Origin of the sequence: Paenibacillus sp. Root444D2, from assembly GCF_001426375.1 — a bacterium.
GTDB lineage: Bacteria > Bacillota > Bacilli > Paenibacillales > NBRC-103111 > Paenibacillus_E.
Window position 1 is genome coordinate 1,142,164 of sequence record NZ_LMEO01000045.1, and the last position, 19,820, is coordinate 1,161,983.

Consider the following 19,820-nt stretch of genomic DNA (forward strand, 5'->3'; position numbering starts at 1 on the left):
TTCACTTACACACTAATATACGGCTGTGAAGCACACGCCGCTTTTCAAGTTCAGCACTTCGCTGATCTCGAGAAGCGGCTTATTTATTTCTTTGGGAGGTTATTTAATGAACGAACTTATGTACACTGCACATGAAAATTACCTATCTCAACATCTAGCTATCAGAAAAGGGGAACGATTGCGAAGGCTCAAAGAAGGACATGGCCATGCGGAAAAAGCATTTCTTCATCAGGTTTGGTGGCCAGCATTCGGTAACTTCAACGACCTGCACCCCGAATATGAAGTAAAAGACTTTCGCGATGGCACCCGATTCCTCGACTTCGCTTTTCTACGTCATTCCCTCAAACTAGCCATCGAAATTGATGGTTATGGTACACATTCTTCCCAAATAAGCCGCACTCAATTTGCCGACCAATGCAATCGCCAAAACCACCTCATTATCGATGGATGGAAGATTCTACGCTTCTCATACGATGATGTCAAAGATCGCCCCCGTATGTGTGAGCAAACCCTGCAGCAGTTTATGGGTCGATACCTTGGCGGGACGTCACCACAAAATTTCAGGATGAATTACATAGAAAAAGAAATGTTTCGGTTTGCTCTTGCACTAAGTAGATCATTTACACCTCAAGATGTATGCGATGTTCTTTCCATAAAAAAACAAAAGGCCCGGCTGATTTTGAAAGATATGCTAGAAAAAGAATTGATCCAAGTCGCAGGTAAAGGAATACAGCGAATTCGTACTTACCATCTTACGCCCTCAGTGCTTCAAAACTTACATACTTTTAATTAACTCCTGCTTTAAGCATGTTTTACATCGCTATGGAGTCACTTTCTCGCGCTTCCCTCACTTTTAACGATGAAATTCATCGTCTCAGCACGCTTCTCGGAGGTTCCGGACGTATTCTCCTGCTTTAAGCATGTTTTTCATCGCTATGGAGTCACTTACTCGCGCTTCCCTCACTTTAACGTGAAATTCATCGTCTCAGCAGACATTCGGCTGATTCTGGTCGAAATCTCTTACTTTAAGCATGTTTTTCACCGCTATGGAGTCACTTTCTCGCGCTTCCCTCACTTTAACGATGAAATTCATCGTTTCAGCACGCTTCTCGGACGTTCCGGACGTATTCTCTTACTTTAAGCATGTTTTTCATCGCTATGGAGTCACTTTCTCGCACTTCCCTCACTTTAACGATGAAATTCATCGTTTCAGCACGCTTCTCGGAGGTTCCGGACGTATTCTCTTGATTTAAGCATGTTTTTCATCGCTATGCAGTCACTTTCTCGCGCTTCCCTCACTTTAACGATGAAATTCATCGTCTCAGCACGCTTCTCGGAGGTTCCGGACGAAACCTTACCTAAGGTAAAAAAAAGCAAAAAGACACGGGGATACCGTTCCTTTTTGCTTTACATTTATAACATATGACCACAGTTCTCGATTGGTTCTAGCGTTTATTAGGCTCAAATTCTTTTAACAAAAAGCCGATTTATTTGATTTATAACTTGGGGATATATATCTTTTCCCAAAACACGTCTATACTGTAAAATCCCCTTGATGCAGGCCAAAATGGTCAGAGCCAGTGATTCAATATCCTCAGAATCTTGAACAAAATCTTCATTTATTCCCTCTTGAAGGATTGTAATCAGCAGGGATACCTCAAGTTGACTAACCGCTTGTACCTTTTGTTGAAGGATATCTGGTAGAGATTCGAAATCAGTTTGAAAAGATGAAATTGGGCATATTTCATTGCAGCCTATTTTTTCAGTTCGGTAAGCAATGTAGTGTTTCAGCTTTTCTTCAGCTGTTCCTGAAGAGTTTACTATATTTTGAAGATTATTTAGTATCCGTTCTAACACGGCAATTCCTAAATCCTCCTTTTTTTCAAAATGATAATGAATACTTGCCTTGGTTACGCCCAGTTGTTTCGAAAAATCATCATAACTAATGGCAACATAACCTTTTTCTCGGATGAGTTTAAGCGCCAGATCAACGATTTGTGTTTTTCTATTTTCCATAAGGATATATTAAATTAACTAGTAGGTAAGTGTCAAATGTTTGGAAAAAAGATGAATTGACACTTATTTACTAGTAAGTTAACATATGATTATTGAATTTTAAAAAATAAAGGAGGGTTATCTATTCTTCATGCGTGGGTCCGCACAGATCTAATAGTTGATCATTAAAAGGAAAGGTTTGAAATAGATGCTGAAAGAACAAAAGGTCTCCAAATTACATTACGGTTGGGTTGTCATCTTTATTGTGTTCTTAACGTTGTTAGTTTCCGCGGGCATCAGCTCTTTTCCGAGTGTTTTAATACAATCTCTGGAGAAAGAATATGGCTGGAATCGCGCAGCAATATCCGGGGTTATCTCTATCCGCATTCTATTGTACGGCTTAATAGGACCCTTCTCGGCCGCTATGTTGGCCAAATTCGGTATTCGCCGAATGATGGTATCTGCCATTATTTTAATGCTCATTAGCTTAGGATTGACTCCATTTATTAAGGAAATTTGGCAGCTTATGCTGCTATGGGGCGTCCTAGGTGGTCTCAGTACAGGTGCATTGGCCAATGTTTTGGGTATAACTGTTGCGAATCGTTGGTTCGTTAAGCATAAAGGATTAGTCATAGGCTTGCTAACGGCAAGCGCCGCGACAGGCCAACTGCTTTTCCTGCCTTTACTAGCTAAAATAACAAGTGAAAACGGCTGGCGATATGCCGTTTACTTGATAATGGCTGCTCTGATTCTGCTTGTACCTATTATCGCAATCTGGATGAGAAATCATCCTTATGATGTAGGGGTTGCCCCTCTCGGCAGCACAGAAATCACCAAACCAATTCCTTTCCAAGGGAATCTGTTTCTTACACCGATACGCACACTAGTCGCAGCCATGCGAAATGGAACGTTCTGGCTTCTTGCAGGAACCTTTTTCTTTTGCGGCTTCTCTACAAATGGCTTAATTGGCACACATTTAATTCCTGCATGTGGAGATTATAATATTCCAATCATAGCAGCTGCAGGACTGCTTGCATTAATGGGAGTGTTCGATCTCGTGGGCACTACGATGTCAGGTTGGTTATCAGACAGATTCGATAGCAGATGGTTGCTTTTCTGGTATTATGGCCTTCGAGGGTTATCGCTTATCTTTCTTCCCTACGCGCTTGGAACTGGGGTTACGCAGCTTACGATTTTCGCTGTCTTCTACGGGTTAGACTGGATTGCCACTGTACCTCCTACCGCAAAACTCACCTCTGATACATTTGGTCGGGAGAAAGCCGGAATGATTTTCGGTTGGATCTTAGTGGCACACCAAGCAGGCGCATCCTTCGCAGCCTATGGCGCTGGATTCATGCGCGATTTGCTTGGCAGTTATACCGTACCGTTCGTAGCTGCTGGTTTCGTCTGCCTGATTGCAGCGATCATAGCATTGAAAATTCGGAATAGCAAAACAGTGGCAGCTGCCGTTTAATAGTCATTTCTTTTGCCCATAACAGACTAGCTGAAGCCTGGTCGCCAGAATGGCTGGCTGCCTCAAGAAGACGCCGGGCTTAATAAGTTCAATTGGTCTGTTCACATTCTTCTCCAAATCAAAAAATCCAAAAAAAGCTGACCTCGACCATCTTTGAATGGGTTAAGGTCAGCTTATTTATATTGCAGCTTATCGTCCTTTTTGGCTATACCGCGAGATCTTTCTACACCGTAAATTTCTGCAAGGAAAGTTGTAATTCCTCGGCCAGTCCTGCCAAGGATTTGGCGGAATTCTCAATTTCCTCGGTCGTCGACATTTGCTGTTGGCTGGCAGCCGATGTCTCTTGACTGACGGAAATTCCTGTTTCCGAAACAGCACTCACGATACCCATTACTTGTTCTATGCGTAAATTAGCATCAACAAGTTGGTGAATATTCGTGTTCACACTTTCCACTTTCGCATTCACTTTCTCAACGGATGATTCGATATGGACGAAGGATTCTTGCGCCTTCCCCGAAATCGATAATCCAACTTCCACTTTGCCTGCTCCGGCATGCATGGAGCTTACAGCGTGATTGATTTGTCTTTGAATCGTGGAAACAAGCTGTGTTATGTTGCGTGCGGAGGAAGATGATTGCTCAGCAAGCTTACGCACTTCTCCTGCTACAACCGCGAACCCGCGACCCGCTTCTCCAGCACGAGCTGCTTCAATAGCAGCATTCAAAGAGAGCAGATTTGTTTGAGTAGAAATTTCGTTGATCACATTGACAATCTCACCGATTTTGTGCGCATTTTTACCTAATGCCTCAATCACATCGTTTACTTCGCGAACAGCATCGGAGATTTCTGTCATTTGACCAGCAATTGAGACAACGGATTGTTTGCCGTTTTGTGCTGCTTGAGTTGCTTGTTCTGCTAGCTCAGCAACCTCTTGGGCTGACTCATCAATGAGCTTCGTACTTGTAAGCATTTGCTGAACAGCCTCGTTCGCTTGATTCACGCCAGCAAACTGCTTATCGAAATCTTCGGATAGCTTCTGACTGGATGTCGCTACCTGCTTCGCAGCGAGGGAGCTTTGCTCCGAACTCGCTAGAAGTTCTTCTGAACTCGCCGAGAGTGTCAACGCATTGTCAGCGATCTGTTTGACTAAGCTGCGCAGACTTTCGGTCATGACATTAAAGGAGCCGGTCAATTTACCAACCTCATCCTCATAAGGGTAGTCACCTTTTACAGAGAGATCACCTCTCGCCGCTTTCTCCATATGATCCTGTAATCTGCGAATTGGCACCGTAATAATCATATTTAAAGCTAGTGCATTTGCTGTCATTACGATGATTGCGATAACAAAGGTAAGGATAATGACCCAGTGTGACGTCTTTGAGTCTGCACTGCTTGAGCGCTGAAATTGTTCTGCAGCAAACTCTTTGAGCAGTACCAATTTGTCCAGTGCTTCAATCGTTTTATCACCTTGAGGTGAAACCTCATTGTTATACACTTGATAGGCTACTTGATTATTTTGGGTCGCATGTTCAATCGTTCTGACGATAACATCGCGGTACTTCAGATTCAGTTCCTCAAAGCTTTTAAAAGCGTCAGTTTCCTCTTGATTTAAGGCAATTCCCTCTATTTTAGTAACCAGTTCTTTATTCTTGGCACTGTTTTCATCTAATTTCACTTTTAATTTGACCTTGTATTTCACATCAGTCGAAAGCATCATCTCTAGCAGATTGGCTTCGGTTTCATTAAAATTTGATTTCAGTTGATTAATCCATTTGACAGATAGCAGACTTTCCTCGTACATTCTAGTAGAATTACTAGACATCTTATCCATATAATAATAACCCGTAATACCTACAATTAGTAGGAATAAAATAGCGATAGCGTTCATAAGCAGCAGTTTAAAGCGTAGTTTAAGGTTTCGAAGGATGGACAGGTTAGCTCTCATATTTCTTACGTTCTTCAAGTTGCTCACTTTCAATTTCGTTTTGAATTTCAAAGTCTCCCGTTCTCCTCCCGAGTGATAGATCTTGTAGTCATGATGTGATAAAACCTTACACGAAATATTTTTAATTAACCTACGGTTTATTCTACAAAACAGCGTTCACGATGTAAAGACAAAATTAGGTAAAAAGTATCATAAATCAAGAAATTACGCATACAATTTATTCCATTTTCATGATAGTTCGGAGGTATTTAAAATGAAGTTGATCGGAATTATCGTGAATCCTCTTTCGGGGGATGGTAGAGGAGCTAGCATTTGGAAAGAAATTGAGACTTATTTACAGTTAAATCATATCTCTTATATGGTAAAAATAACAACAAAGGCAGGAGAAGCCACGGAACACGCCATCACACTTGTTCAAGAAAACCGTGTCGATAAGCTGATCGTGATCGGCGGGGATGGAACGATTCATGAGGCTGCCGGAGGGTTATGGCACATACAAAAGACCGGGCTAAACTGTCCACTTGCGGTCATCCCTGCGGGAACAGGTAACGATTTCTCCAAGGCTTACGGCATTCCTACTCATTCGATACAAGCACTAGAAGCCGCCATATCGGAGACTAAGAAAGTTCAAATTGATCTTCTGCGTACTAAGAACGGAATGATTGCTGTGAATAGCATTGGGGCAGGTTTCGATGGTATGGTGGCTAAATTGACAAACGAGGCTAGCTACAAAAAATTTCTCAATCGCATTGGACTCGGTAAGCTGTCCTACTTGATCTCGATCCTTAGAGTGTTCGCCACTTATCAACCCTGCACAGCTTGGTTAGAAGTTGACGGCACGGTTCATGAATTGCCTGACATGTGGTTGGCAGCTGTCGCCAATATTCCCTTTTACGGTGGCTCCATACAAATATGCCCTGCTGCCTCTCCTCACGACGGCATAGCCGATATTGTCGTGATTCAAAGCAGAGGGCGATTCCGACTGCTGCCTATTCTTTTCACCGTTTATCAAGGCAAGCATATTCAACATCCCGCAGTTTCTTTCTATAAAGGGACGTCGATTTCACTTCGTACCCAAATTTCTTTACTCGTCCAAGCGGACGGGGAATTCGCCGGATCAACACCGCTCCAAGTCGAGATTGTACCCTCTGCCTTAACCGTTATCGGGTCATCTCTGTATGAAGGTTAACTACACGACTATTTTCAATCGTTGACGCTGTATAATCAGGTATCCTACGAAGCCAGCTAGTATAACGGCAATTCCCGTGATCGAGATATCTGGTGATAAACCATCCTTGGATATTTGTGTATATATGCCTACACCTGCGAGCATCATAGAATTTTCGAGGAAATTTTGAACAGCGATTGTTTTTCCAGCCCCTACCATTATCTGTCCTTTATCTTGCAGCACGGTATTCATCGGTACGATAAATACGCCGCCGCTGAAGCCTATGAGAAGCAGAAGACCTATGGTCACATATAAGTTAGAAATAAGCGGGAATAACAATATGCTGATGATCATAACAATCCCAAAAACATAGGAATTATAATATTTGCGTGCCGGAATCAATTTGGGCGTCATAAGTGCGCCAACCATAATGCCTATGCCCGTTACGGCAACGAGCATCGAAATCTGATCGACAGACTGTATGCCTAAATGTGCCGGTACCCATGCGATAATCGCAAGTCGGACGACGGAGGAAGTCATCCAGAATGAGCCCGTACCTACCAGAGAAAAGCGAGTCGTGCGATCTTTTAACAAGAGCATCATATCCGTTAGGAATGCCTTGGCCTCTTTGACGTAACGTATACTCGAATTGCCTGAAATTCTAGGAATTTGCAGCGTTAAAAGTAATGAAATCAAGTATAGCGCGAAGCAAGCAATAATAGAGCCAGTAAGCGAGATTTTGGCCAAAACTCCGCCACACACAGAACCAATAAGAATAGCCATAATCGTATAGCCCTCAATCCGTGCATTGGCTCTCAGCAGTTCGCTTTCCGAATGCGTAAGCGAGGGCAGGATACCATATTTGGCAGGTGAATAGACCGCGGCTCCTATCCCGACAATTCCGTAGCTGACAGCAGGATCAAGATGCAGGAACAGAGCTATAATTCCAATGGCTTTAATAGCATTTCCGACGAGAAGGACCTGGGATTTCGCATTCTTATCTGCAAAAGCCCCAACGAACGGAGCGAAAATGACGAAGGCAATAAGAAAGCAGGCTTGCACAACGCCAATATAGTAATCAGGGAATGCATTTTGTTTAATGATCGCCAGAGTAATGAAGAGAATCATATTATCGGCAAAAGCGGAAAGAAATTGCGTCACATACAGTGTCTGAAGTGGATTCATTTTCATAACAATTCGCTCCCTTTAGGTTTCATGGTCATCCTTTAGCGCCGATCGTTTGAGCGTCACATAGTCTACTTTCCCGCTTCCTAGAAGTGGCAATTTTTCGGTATAACGAAGCTCCGAAGGCATGTAAAATGAGGGATGACCCTGCTGTTTCATCGACTCTCTGATTTGTTGAAGCTGAAGATCGGGGATATTATGATACACAACAATCCGCTCCCCTTTTCGCGCATCAGGCACACTAACCGCGGCACATATCGCTTGAGGCGGCATGCTTGCAGTCACAAGCTCCTCCACCATCGGCAGTGACACTTTCTCCCCTCCAATTTTGGCAAAAGACTGCAGCCTTGCTTGAATCGAGATATACCCTTGATCATCCATTTGAACAACATCTCCGCAGCTATACCACTCTGGGCAAGGGACGAAGCCTTGACCATGAATGAGATAACCTTTCATCACATTCGGCCCCTTCACCAACAAGTTACCGCCAAGCTCAATGCCTTCCACCTTTTCCAAACGGTAATCAATACCTGGCAGCATTCGCCCCACTGTACCTTTCTTTGCGTACATAGGTGTGTTAAGCGAAATGACGGGCGCTGTCTCCGTTGTGCCATACCCCTCCAGAATACGAATCCCGAATTTATCAGACCAGGTTTGACGTACTTCCTCCTTCAACTTCTCAGCACCAGCCACGACATATTTCAGCGAGTGGGCAAAATCATACGGATGCGCGGTTCTTGCATAAGCCGATAGAAAAGTTGAAGTCCCAAATAGAATCGTAATATTGCGATCGTAGACTAGCTCCGGAATGACTTTATAATGTAAGGGATTAGGGTAAAGTACTACTTTCATACCGGAAAGGATGGGCAGCATCGTTCCTGCGGTTAGTCCAAAGGAGTGAAACATCGGCATCGCGCCAAGTACAATATCCGACCCGTTAAAGGCAATTACAGCCTTGGCTTGCTGAATATTAGCAAATACATTGCGGTGAGTGAGGACGACCCCCTTCGGTTTACTCTCACTTCCTGATGTAAAAAGAACAACCTCGTTTTTTCCGGAACCAACAGGTCCCTTTACTTTCCGTATATAGTGAAAAATCCCGACACATTTATGTTTAAAATTGATCCTTTGTTTAACATCTTCAAGATATACAATCTTGAAAGCACCGTTAGCAGTCTCGATAAAATCAGCAAGTCCCGCTTTGTCGACGAACGCTTTGGACGTAATAATCGTCTTCACAGCGGCTGTTTCGCAAGCATCCAGCATCGTCTGCTTACCAGCCGAATAATTCAATACCGCCGGTGTTACTCCTAATCGGAATAATGAAAATAAAGTGACTACATGTGCCGCAGCATTAGGCAGTAAAACTGCGGCACGGTTTTGTTCCTTAAGAAGCTGCTTTAGAAGCCCCGCCATCGTATACGTTGTGAGCAGTAATTTGCGGTAGGTTAATGCGGAATCACTTATGATATCTTCACAAATTACCGTAGAATTGCCATGAAGTTTGGCAGCTATCAGCATCTCGTTGAATAAATTAATTTCAGGCTTCATTCGACTTTCCAGCAAATGATTCTGCATGCGGCTGCGAATGATATCCGTTGCCCGCTCCTTCTGAATTCGCCTCGAGATATGTTCACTCATGGGCACTTGAAAAGCTTCACCAAACGTGATGCTCACTGCCGGAAACCAGAACTGCTTCAATTTGCCGCGAAGATAAGATAATTTCGAATGCTCTAGTCCATTAATCGCTATTGGCAGCATGCGGGCCTGTGATCTCAGTGCAATGTAACCAATCCCACCATACACTTTCATCATGCCACCGGTTGTTGTGATTCGTCCTTCTGGAAAAACAACAAGCGGTGTTCCGTTTTGAACTGTTCTGAGCATCGTTCGTACCGAGTAGGGATTCAAAGGATCTACCGCGATATTCGCCCGAAAAAGGAGCAGCCAAGCAAACCGCTTTGCAATCTTGGTGTTAACAACAAATGCCACATCCTTCGGCAGTATCAGCGCTAAAAGAACAGCATCCAGTAAAGATACGTGATTAGGAATAAGCACCGTTTTCTCCGTCAAATCGAGCCGCTCCATCCCCCTAACTTTGACCTTAAAGCTTGCCATCAAAACTGGACGCAATAGGGGAAGTAACAGCTTTAACAGAGCAACAAACAACCATTTGATCATTGGAACTCCTCCTAAGAGCTTTGCTTTAGCAAAGCTATCTTCGTAAGCATGGGCTGAGCTTTGCTTTAGCAAAGCTCTCTTCGTAGGCATCGGCTGAGCTTTGCTTGTGCTAAACTGGATTTGTACGCATAAGCTTTTGGGCTTCTCTTAATACCTGATCATAATTCCATTGTATGCATCTGCCTGGAATCTGATAGTACTAACTTTGCGTAGTACCCGCTCTTGGAGGATTTAATTTCAATGCGTTAACGTCTTGAAGATGAGGCGTTATTTGCTTATATCCATGCAAACTTCGCTTCTTGGAAGGAACGAAGCTCTATTATAGATCAAATCCCTTGTTATGCGGAACGTCAGTTCGCTATTTGTGTATTAATAGCCGTTTTCCGGCTCGAAAAGGAACGACGATTCGCTATTTCCCCTTTTTCCGCTTGATTGAACAGGTTTTGAGCAAAATAACGGCCTGTCGTTCCGCAAGTTGGTTGTTTTCGTCAAAAACATCAAAATAGCGAACCCTCGTTCCTCTAATTGTAGCAAAAATCAACTTCTCAGCTCACTTCCCCCAACCTCACCACCGCTCCCGCTTACTTTAGGCTCGGATTCCGTGCTTATCTTAACCAACTCTAGCCGAAAGCTTGAAAACCGAGCCTATCGCCAAAAAACATCAAAATAGCGAATGGGAGTTCCTATAATAAACGATCTCAATAATAAAAGACCCATGCATCCAACTATGCATAGGTCTCTCTAACAACTTTTTAATTTCCATTAGGGACGTCACTGGTAATCGCCAAAGTATTTCCCTCTGTATCGCGGAAGAAAGCCATCCAAATATCGAAGCTTCCCATATTAGCTACCACATGCGGCTCACTAATAAAGGACACACCTCGTTCTAGAAAAGCCTCATAGACCTGCTTAATGTCCCCAACCTTATAATAAATGACAGACCCAGGATGATTAAATTCAGGATTTTCAGGAAGGCTTAGCATCAATCGAATGCCATTGCAATCAAAAAAAGCCATTTGAGAAGCTTGAAACAAAAACTTCATGCCTAATGTGTCGCGGTAAAAAGCAACAGCTCTAGGAATGTCAGCTGCATTTACGGAGATTTGCCCAATTTGAGTTAAGCTGTTTTCGCTCATACGTTTCCCCTTCCAAACTATGATACCCATATTCTACCATACTACTGGTTCAATAGCTCCCTAAGTCTAGATGGGTAATCGGTAATTATTCCGGAAACACCTGAAGCAATCATCCTATGATAATCGCCCAAGTCATTTACCGTATAAGGATAAATAGCAAGCCCAGAGGCTACTGCCGCTGCAACATCTTCTTGTTCTATGCAGTGGTGATGAGGATGTAACGAAAATACATCTACACCCATTTGCCCTGCATAAGCAGTATGGTCAATAAGGTTTGCTGCGTACAACAAACCTACCTTCACCCCAGACTCGGCCTGCTTAATTCGGCGAATCACTTTGTGATCGAAAGAAGAAATGACCACATCTTCCATTCTTCTGCTTTCACGCAAAAATGTTAGAAGCGACTTCTCCATTCGCCCTTCATAAGCATGCTTCACTTCCACATTAATGAAGAACCCTCGCGGCAATAAATCGAATACTTCACACAGAAGCGGTAACCGTTCCCCCGTGAACGCCTCTGAAAACCAAGCCCCAGCATCCAACGACTTCAATTCACTCCAACTGTGATCACAAATAAGTCCGGAACCATTCGTCGTACGATCCAATGTAGCATCATGACAGACGACAATCTCTCCATCTTTCGTTATATGTACATCTAGTTCGATGCCTTCTGCCCCTTGCTCCAAAGCCAATGCAAAAGAAGCTAGCGTATTCTCCGGCGCTTCCCCAGCGGCTCCGCGATGTCCAATTACAATCGGTTTATGCTTGTTCATTGTTAATACTCCCAACGTGTAAGCTTCGTCTACTATGCTCAAATTATAGATGAAATGACTTGCCCTTGCCCAGTATTTATTCGTAAAGGTTACGTAAATATGTTGGAAAAATACACAATAAGTTAATCTCTATTTAACACGGGTCAAATAAAGCATCGTTAAGCTAATAACATAGTACTAGTCTAATAACGTTCGTGAAGGAGCGCCACATGAATACGATGGATAGAGATTTACCGCTTTCAACAACCAAGCCAAAAGTAAAAGTGCAGCAACCTCCCCGCGCGCTTCTCAATCAGAAATTGGCGGAAACGCTGCTTGGTTATGTTTTCTTAGTCCCTTCGCTTTTGCTGTTTGCTATTTTTCTTTTTTACCCCTTGCTTCAAACCTTTTATTTGAGTTTTCACGAGACGGATCCGCGAGGAAGAGTTGCTTCTTACGTTGGTTTCGATAACTTCATTGCTATCTTCACTTCCGAGCGATTCTATAAAAGTTTGGAAGTCACAGGTCTTTTTACACTTCTTACCGTGCCAACCGGTATTGTTCTTGCTCTTTTGCTTGCCGCACTTACACATAATCACTTGAAAGGTATGCGAATCTTCCAATTCATCTTCTCGCTGCCTGTTGTTCTGTCCGTAGGAACCTCTGCAGTGATCTGGATGATGTTATTTCACCCAAGTGTCGGCATGTTGAATTATTTGCTGAGCATTGTCGGCTTAGAGCCAGTGGCTTGGTTAACAGATCCAAGTTGGGCACTGCTTTCCGTTTCTATGATGACGGTCTGGATGAATCTTGGCTTTACTTACATCGTTCTTCTAAGTGGCCTACAAGGAATTCCAGAAGAGATCTATGATAGCGCCAAAATCGACGGATCAGGTCCACTCCGTACCTTTATCCAAATCATATTCCCCTTGCTTTCACCGACGGTGTTCTTCGTCACCATTGTGTCGATTATAGGTGCATTTCAGTCCTTCGGACAGATTCACATTTTGACCAAAGGCGGTCCTGTTAATTCCACAGATGTCCTTGTATACAGCTTGTATCAGGATGCTTTCATTAACTTCCGATTCGGGACGGGTAGTGCTCAAGCCCTTGTCCTGTTCACTATCATCCTTATTTTCACCGTTGTGCAATTTAAAGTTTTTGAAAGGAATGTGCATTATCAATGACCCATCGATTACTAAATACCTTCGTTTATGTTCTGCTTGTCATATTCGCTGCACTCGTTCTGTATCCTATTTTCTATACGTTTACCGCAGCATTCATGACACCTGAGGAAGCTTCGGCCTATCCGCCCCGCTTCTGGCCGAGCAGCTTTTATATGGGCAGTATAGTCGCCGTGTTCCAACTAGTCCCCATTGGCAAATTTATTGCCAACAGTTTAGTCGTCTCGATCATCATTACGGCTGGACAGCTCATTACATCCAGCATGGCCGCTTATGCTTTTGCAAATATTCGATTCAAGGGTAAAGCCGCCATCTTCGCGATATTCATGGCTACCATGATGATTCCTTGGGAAGTCACCATCATTCCAAACTATTTGACGGTCAAAAAATGGGACTGGCTCGATAGCATTCAGGGCTTAACCGTTCCATTCCTGGCTACTGCTTTCGGCACGTTCTTGCTGCGCCAATTTTTCTTACAACTGCCTAAGGAGCTGTTCGAAGCAGCGCGTATTGATGGTTGTGGGCACTTCCGCTGCTTTTTCCGAATTGTGCTTCCCCTAGGTCGCCCTGCACTTGCAACACTAGCCGTCTATGCATTCCTTAGCTCGTGGAACAGTTACTTATGGCCGCTTCTCATCACGAACAGCGAGGCAATGCGAACGGTTCAAATTGGCATCGCCATGCTCCAATTCGAAGAATTAACCGTTTGGAACTTGGTCTTAGCAGGTGTAACTATCGTCTTGCTGCCTTCACTATTGCTTTTAGTACTCGGGTTGAAGCAGCTCGTTCGAGGGCTTACTGCTGGTGCTGTGAAAGGCTAGTCCCCATGTGTGATGGCTGCTCTGTTCAGCAATAAGCTGACCCAGATTTCCATAAATATAAAATAAAGAAACCAAAGGGAGAGAACCTAAAAAAAATGAAGACATTGAAAATGAGAAGTACATCTATCGCTTTAACAGCACTCATGGTGCTGCTGACTAGCGCTTGCGGCAAGGCTGAACCGACGACATCAGGCAGTACAGCAGATATCAAATCATCCGCTTCTCCTGCTGCCGCAGAAACGAAAAAATCGGCTGAACCGGTTAAAGTAATCTGGTGGCACTCGATGAGCGGTGAGCTCGGCAAAGCCGTAGATAAACTTGTTGCAGACTTCAACGCTACCCAAAAAGATGTGCAAGTTGAAGCTGTTTTTCAAGGCACATATGATGAAAGCTTAAATAAAATGAAAGCTTCTATGGATAGCAAAAGCGGTCCTTCTCTTATTCAAGTATACGAAATCGGCTCCCGTTTCATGATCGACTCCAAGGCCATTACGCCAGTCCAAAAGTATGTCGATGCTGATAAATTCGATCTCTCCCAACTAGAAGATAACATTCTAAATTACTATAAATTCGATGGCAAACTGTATTCCATGCCTTTCAACACTTCGAATCCGATCCTTTATTACAACAAAGATATGTTTAAAGCTGCCGGTCTAGATCCTGAAAAGCCGCCAACAACATTTGAAGATGTTGCCAAAGCTTCTCAAGCATTAACCAAAGACGGTAAAGCTGGCGCATCCTTTGCCATCTACGGTTGGTTCATGGAGCAATTCTTTGCTGGACAAGGTGCCGAATACCTTAACAATGGTAACGGTCGTACGGCCGCAGCTACGGAATCCATGGTTAATAGTGAGTCAGGCGTGAAGACTTTGACGTGGTGGAAGCAAATGGTCGACAGCAAAACAGCTACGAACCTAGGACGCAAGACAGATGATACGAAGAAAGCGTTCTTGGCTGGCCAAGTCGCTATGACTTTAGATTCCACAGCCTCACTACGCGGAATCGTGAGCGGTGCTGACGGTAAATTCCAAGTTGGAACCAGCACCCTGCCTAAACCAGCTGATGCGAAGGATGGCGGTGTTGTTGTCGGAGGTGCAAGTCTCTACATCCTAAACAACAAATCCGAAGCTGAGCAAAAAGGCGCATGGGAGTTCATTAAATTTCTGACAACCCCACAAACACAAGCTTGGTGGCACGTCAACACCGGCTACTTCCCAATTACGAAGAAAGCTTACGACGAGCAGCTGGTGAAGGATAACCTTGCCAAATATCCGCAATTCCAAACCGCAATTGATCAACTGCACAATACAAAAGCAAATAAAGCCACACAAGGGGCTGTAATGGGTGTATTTCCAGAAGCACGGCAGCTTGTAGAAACAGCTGTCGAAGAAGCTCTAACAGGTAAGAAGGCGCCGAAGGAAGCGCTGGATGCTGCTGCGAAGAGCATCACGGAGAAAATTGGCGCTTATAATAAGACAGTAAAATAATTGGAATTGGAACAACCTGTAGAAAAAGCACTTTGGGAGCTAACTGGCGTCGGTAATCCACCGACGCCAGTTTTTAATTTCTTATGTGAACGATCTTGTTATTCGTACAAACTCCCATGTTGTCGAATTTATACCTCCGATGAAATTGATGCAGCACCATACTCCCAGTACTTCTACTCCTTACTTATTGTGAGATAAACCTAGCCTGAGGCTAGGTTCTCTACAATTGTATACTCGGGGATGAATAAGCCAGCAAATTGTGCTTATTCCCGCGAACTTCGATGCATCTCGTGAGATAAGACCACAGAGCGTACTTATCTCTTGCATGTCCTTACTTTCAGAACGAATTAATTCACATTAAGCAACTGTACCTTGCTTATTCCTTCAAATCAGGATCAATTTGAATAAATAAGCAACCTCAGCTTACTTATTTTCCCAACCAAACAACATGGAAGGCTCCCTTATCGAAGACTTGGGGGATAGATACTCTCAGCACGTTTAACAGTTAGATCTTAGTCTCTTTTAAACAAATATAACTATAACTTAAACTTATGTATCAAGCGCTGCAAACTTTCAGCCATACCAGACAGATGTGAGGCAGATGAGGAAATACCTTCCATGGAAACCAACTGCAGATCTGATGCGCTGGCTACAGACTGGGTATTATCATTAGCATTTCTGGCAATCGATGCAGTTGAGATAATAGATGCAGTGATTTGCTCGGATGAGGCGGCCATTTGCTCTGAGATCGCTGAAATCTCTTGAATTTCGTTGTTGATATGCTGAATAGAATCGAGTATGGAACCGAACTTTTCACTAGTCGTTTCAGCCACTGAGATACCTACCGTAACTTCACGAGTAACGGATTGTATCGCTTCTACAGCATGCCTTGTTTCTGTTTGAATTTCATGGATTAACGCAGCAATTTCGTTAGCGGATGAACTGGATTGTGCAGATAATTTTTTCACTTCATTCGCGACAACCGCAAACCCTCTACCTCCTGCCCCCGCTCTTGCTGCTTCAATGGAAGCATTCAGTGCCAATAAGTTTGTCTGAGTTGCAATGTCAGATATCATCGATATAATCGCACCAATTTCTTCCGATCGCTGCCCCAGCCGACCAACAAAGTCTGCCGTTGTAGTTGCTGAATCTTTGATTAGACCCATTTGAGCAACGACTTGACGGATAGCTTCATTTCCTTGCTCGGCCTGCGTCGAGGTTTCAACGGACTTTTCCGAAACGACAGATGACGTTTCTGCAATTCGTCCGATTCCTATTGCCATTTCTTCCATGGCTTTTGCTGCTTCTTCCGTACTAATGAGCTGATCAGATGCCCCTCCAGCAACTTCTTGAACGGCAGCAGCAACTTGTCTCGAAGAAGCGGCTGTTTGATTAGCACTTGCTGCAAGCTCTTCGGATAAAGCAGCGACTTGAGCGGAGGTTGTTGCCGTTTGCTGCAGAGTTTCCCTCAAATGAACAACCATGTCGTTTGCTGCTTTGGCCAATTGCCCCAACTCATCCTTGCTTCTTACTTTTAATGGCTGGACATCTAGTTCTCCTTTGGCTACTTGAACGATATGGGAAGTAACCTTATGTAAGGTTTTGGAAACTAGCAGATGAACACTTACAATGACTGCTGCCGCTGTAACCAAGCTAAAGATCAATAATAAAGTTAGACCCGTCTTCGCGGAAGAAAAAGCATCGATGGCTTCATTAGTCGCATGGACGGCCTCGCCTTTATTATATATTTTCATTTTGTCAAAGATAGCCTGTACCGTCACATTCAGCTCTTCCGCTTGTGCGAGCAATTGCGCAGCCTTCGCGCTATTTTTAGATTGACTTGCTTCTAAAGTCTGCTTATTGACGTCTTTAAATTCGTTCCACTTGCCTTTAAATTCAGCCAGATTTTTGCGATCTTCCTCCATAACAGCCTTTTTTTCATACTCCGCCAATTTCTGATCGATTTTTCGGTATACGAGAGCAATACTGCTTTCCTGTCTGTCTTTACCGGTCTTAAGCGTCTCATCTAGATGCATGACGGTCAACCGCATGACATGCTCCACCTCGAAATTCAACTCATTGATTAACTCTACGCCAGGCAAAGTGACAGCCGTTATGGAATCAATCCGTTCCTTCATGATATTCATTCGATTGATTGAAAATATCGCCATGATAAGCATTAACACAAAAATGATGGCAATTCCGAGCATGATTTTTTTTCCGACAGATAATCTCATATATCAACTACCTTCTATTCAAATGGCTGCTCACTCTATTCAAATTGAATCCATATCCCTGTCTTATCATCCGATACCTTGAAACGAGGGTAACGCAGGCAATCCTTATCATCTAATTCAAGATTGAACAACCAATCCGCATAACCAGCCAATGTGCTATTTGTAATAGAAGTAGTCAACTCCTGAATGACGTCAATCGGCTCTCCTCCACGTTCTGTATGCGGGAAAAGACCGTCGGTAACAAGCAGCAAGGACTTCAACTGAATGCGGTTGATTCTACCGTATTCGATGAATTCGGCCAGATGCGGTTCACCGCTCATCACGGAGTAGCCGGCCATCGTATTCATCTTCGATTTATTTTGCAAAATGATCGGTTTAACGAGTTCCCAAAGGTCCTCTCTCTTCACAATGCCCTTCTCGATGCCTTGCTCCCAAATGCGTTTGGATTCAAGATCGATATGTGCGACCTGATCACGCGAAATCGTCCGAAGCGACCCGTCCTGATAAACAGCCACGATCATACAATCTCCAACCTGTGCATAATCGATATAATTATCCTCAATTCGGATAAGAGCGAGCGAACTCGTCCACAAAGCACCTTTATCTGATGTATGGATCCCGGCTGCTTCCATTTTCTCCCTCAACCGGATATTAGCTTGAACAACCAGCTGCTTGAGATCCAAATCAGCGACATCCTCCGCTTGAAGCGACTCCAAATACTGTTTGATCACTTGCGAGGCCAAGTACCCCCCCGTTTCGTTGTTAGGACCACGAAACGGATGCAGAGAAGTTGCACCGTCCAGTACCCCAAATAAATGTAACTGTTCATTGTCAACAAGTGCATCTTCATTCCATTCACCGCTGCCCGGTAAGGATATTTTTTCTACATGCATAGTTGTACGCCACCTTCATCTCATGTCTGTATATTCTTCGTCTATTTGCGAAGCCAAGTCTCGTATTCATCCTCAAAATGCTTTTCCTTCGTATCGTTTGGTTCTTGTTCTAATTGCTCCAGCATGGATTGGGTGTAGCTCCACCGTTCGAAATCCATCTTTGCGGGCCTCTTGACCGAGAACATCCGCACCGAATCAAGAATCATCTTTTGACTCGCATTCCACTGTCCTTCTTCTTGCAGCTTTAGTAGAACATCGGACCGCGAAGGAATTAAACCATTGCTGCGCAATAAAGCATTTTGCGTGTTCTCATTGATCATATAGGAAATAAAGCTGTTAGCCGCTTTCACTTTAGTTGGTGTTGAATTTAAAACAATCATCCCATCAACGCTAGGCACAATTCCCTGTTGCTCCAGCCCAGGCAGCAACTGAGCATTATATTGGAACTTACCGCCAATATATCGTTCTACCGTCATCAGTTGTTCAGAAGTACTTAGGAATAAACCGATTTTTCCATTAATAAAATCACTTGCAGCCCGACGGTGAGTGAGCGGCTTCATAATGTTCAAACTATGAACCCACTCTCCCCACATGGATATAGCAGAGTCGAACTTACCATATTCCTCGGTTTCGCCATGGCTTTCCTTTACGTTTAAGCTCTCCAGATACCAAGGCAATTCCTTGTCGATGGCAATTCCCCAATGCCCTTTGATACCTCCGTCGTTCCCAATCAAGTTTGTTTCCATTGCAGCATTCGACACTTCATTCCATCCAGTAAACGAGCCCTTCTGAGAGTTCTTTAACAGTTCCTCTCGGTAATATAGCATCGGTATGCTCCCACCGATCGGCACTGCCCAATCCAGGTCTGAATAATGAAAAGGCTCGGTAAACGCAGGCTGCAGCTTCTTCCATTCCGGAATGGATAGATTATCTACGGGAAGCACCGCACCTGCATCCACTAACTGGGTAATCCCATAATAACTTTTAATTTCAGCGAGCTGTGGCGCCGCATTAGCGGATATTGCCGCCATCAACTCTGTAAATAAATGATCACTTGAGCGGAAGTATCTCACATCCACATCAATGTTCGGATAAGTTTGATGAAACTCATTAATAGAGGTTTCCAAGTCTTGACTGTAAACCCAGATGGATAAAGCCGTTCCACGAACAGATTCTTCGTTTGTTTTAGTCGATTTCTTATAATTAAACATAAAAGAGGTTGCAATGATAAGGATCAGTTGTAATGCTATGCCCCAAATTATCCATTTATTTAGCTTCATGGTTCCTCCCGGTAAAAGCTCATCATGACAATCATTTTCATTGTAGCACGACAAGTTTCCGAAATCATGAGCCTTCATGAAA

General features: G+C 43.7%; 15 protein-coding genes. 6 read left to right on the forward strand and 9 right to left on the reverse strand.

The features are described 5' to 3' along the window. Positions 1-106: 106 nt before the first annotated feature. Positions 107-793 carry a DUF559 domain-containing protein gene (locus tag ASD40_RS26275; RefSeq protein WP_235549387.1) on the forward strand — a complete coding sequence of 229 codons (687 nt, stop codon included), beginning with the start codon at positions 107-109 and terminating at the stop codon, positions 791-793. Positions 794-1,461: 668 nt separating this feature from the next. On the opposite strand, the gene ASD40_RS26285 is transcribed toward ASD40_RS26275, so the two are convergent. Then, positions 1,462-2,016 (reverse strand): TetR/AcrR family transcriptional regulator, encoded by a 555-nt coding sequence (locus ASD40_RS26285; protein WP_057306070.1) that lies wholly within the window; start codon positions 2,014-2,016, stop codon positions 1,462-1,464. Positions 2,017-2,203: 187 nt separating this feature from the next. Here ASD40_RS26285 and ASD40_RS26290 point away from each other — a divergent pair, with 187 nt between their 5' ends. Continuing rightward, positions 2,204-3,469 (forward strand): MFS transporter, encoded by a 1,266-nt coding sequence (locus tag ASD40_RS26290; RefSeq protein WP_057306071.1) that lies wholly within the window; start codon positions 2,204-2,206, stop codon positions 3,467-3,469. 223 nt (positions 3,470-3,692) lie between these two features. Here the strand turns inward: ASD40_RS26290 and ASD40_RS26295 are convergent, their stop codons facing one another. Continuing rightward, the gene (locus ASD40_RS26295) at positions 3,693-5,465 is read right to left on the reverse strand and encodes a methyl-accepting chemotaxis protein (protein WP_057306072.1); all 1,773 of its coding nucleotides are present in this window, start codon (positions 5,463-5,465) and stop codon (positions 3,693-3,695) included. A 202-nt stretch (positions 5,466-5,667) separates the two neighbouring features. Here ASD40_RS26295 and ASD40_RS26300 point away from each other — a divergent pair, with 202 nt between their 5' ends. Next, positions 5,668-6,603, forward strand: a complete 936-nt coding sequence (locus tag ASD40_RS26300) for a diacylglycerol/lipid kinase family protein (RefSeq protein WP_057306073.1) — start codon at positions 5,668-5,670, stop codon at positions 6,601-6,603. On the opposite strand, the gene lplT is transcribed toward ASD40_RS26300, so the two are convergent. The 4 genes from lplT to ASD40_RS26320 form a co-directional block, all read right to left on the reverse strand. Next, the gene (gene lplT / locus ASD40_RS26305) at positions 6,604-7,773 is read right to left on the reverse strand and encodes a lysophospholipid transporter LplT (protein ID WP_235549388.1); all 1,170 of its coding nucleotides are present in this window, start codon (positions 7,771-7,773) and stop codon (positions 6,604-6,606) included. It abuts the gene before it with no gap. A 15-nt stretch (positions 7,774-7,788) separates the two neighbouring features. Further along, positions 7,789-9,948, reverse strand: coding sequence for an AMP-binding protein (locus ASD40_RS26310; RefSeq protein WP_057306075.1), 2,160 nt, complete (start codon positions 9,946-9,948; stop codon positions 7,789-7,791). Between the two features lie 752 nt (positions 9,949-10,700). Further along, positions 10,701-11,084 carry a VOC family protein gene (locus tag ASD40_RS26315; RefSeq protein ID WP_057306076.1) on the reverse strand — a complete coding sequence of 128 codons (384 nt, stop codon included), beginning with the start codon at positions 11,082-11,084 and terminating at the stop codon, positions 10,701-10,703. A gap of 41 nt (positions 11,085-11,125) precedes the next feature. Continuing rightward, a complete protein-coding gene (locus tag ASD40_RS26320) occupies positions 11,126-11,857 on the reverse strand; it encodes a glycerophosphodiester phosphodiesterase (protein ID WP_057306077.1) in 732 nt (243 codons plus the stop codon). Between the two features lie 209 nt (positions 11,858-12,066). Here ASD40_RS26320 and ASD40_RS26325 point away from each other — a divergent pair, with 209 nt between their 5' ends. The 3 genes from ASD40_RS26325 (at position 12,067) to ASD40_RS26335 (ending at position 15,328) form a co-directional block, all read left to right on the forward strand. Then, positions 12,067-13,023 carry a carbohydrate ABC transporter permease gene (locus ASD40_RS26325; RefSeq protein ID WP_057306078.1) on the forward strand — a complete coding sequence of 319 codons (957 nt, stop codon included), beginning with the start codon at positions 12,067-12,069 and terminating at the stop codon, positions 13,021-13,023. After that, complete coding sequence (locus ASD40_RS26330) at positions 13,020-13,841, forward strand: carbohydrate ABC transporter permease (protein WP_057306079.1); 822 nt, start codon at positions 13,020-13,022, stop codon at positions 13,839-13,841. Before ASD40_RS26325 ends, ASD40_RS26330 begins: the two co-directional genes overlap by 4 nt. A gap of 95 nt (positions 13,842-13,936) precedes the next feature. Then, positions 13,937-15,328, forward strand: coding sequence for an ABC transporter substrate-binding protein (locus ASD40_RS26335; protein ID WP_057306080.1), 1,392 nt, complete (start codon positions 13,937-13,939; stop codon positions 15,326-15,328). A gap of 536 nt (positions 15,329-15,864) precedes the next feature. On the opposite strand, the gene ASD40_RS26340 is transcribed toward ASD40_RS26335, so the two are convergent. From ASD40_RS26340 to ASD40_RS26350, 3 genes are read right to left on the reverse strand one after another with little or no spacing between them, the layout of a single operon-like run. Next, the gene (locus ASD40_RS26340; protein ID WP_057306081.1) at positions 15,865-17,565 is read right to left on the reverse strand and encodes a methyl-accepting chemotaxis protein; all 1,701 of its coding nucleotides are present in this window, start codon (positions 17,563-17,565) and stop codon (positions 15,865-15,867) included. A gap of 35 nt (positions 17,566-17,600) precedes the next feature. Then, the gene (locus tag ASD40_RS26345) at positions 17,601-18,458 is read right to left on the reverse strand and encodes a protein phosphatase 2C domain-containing protein (RefSeq protein ID WP_057306082.1); all 858 of its coding nucleotides are present in this window, start codon (positions 18,456-18,458) and stop codon (positions 17,601-17,603) included. 41 nt (positions 18,459-18,499) lie between these two features. Further along, complete coding sequence (locus ASD40_RS26350) at positions 18,500-19,738, reverse strand: extracellular solute-binding protein (RefSeq protein WP_057306083.1); 1,239 nt, start codon at positions 19,736-19,738, stop codon at positions 18,500-18,502. Positions 19,739-19,820: the final 82 nt, after the last annotated feature.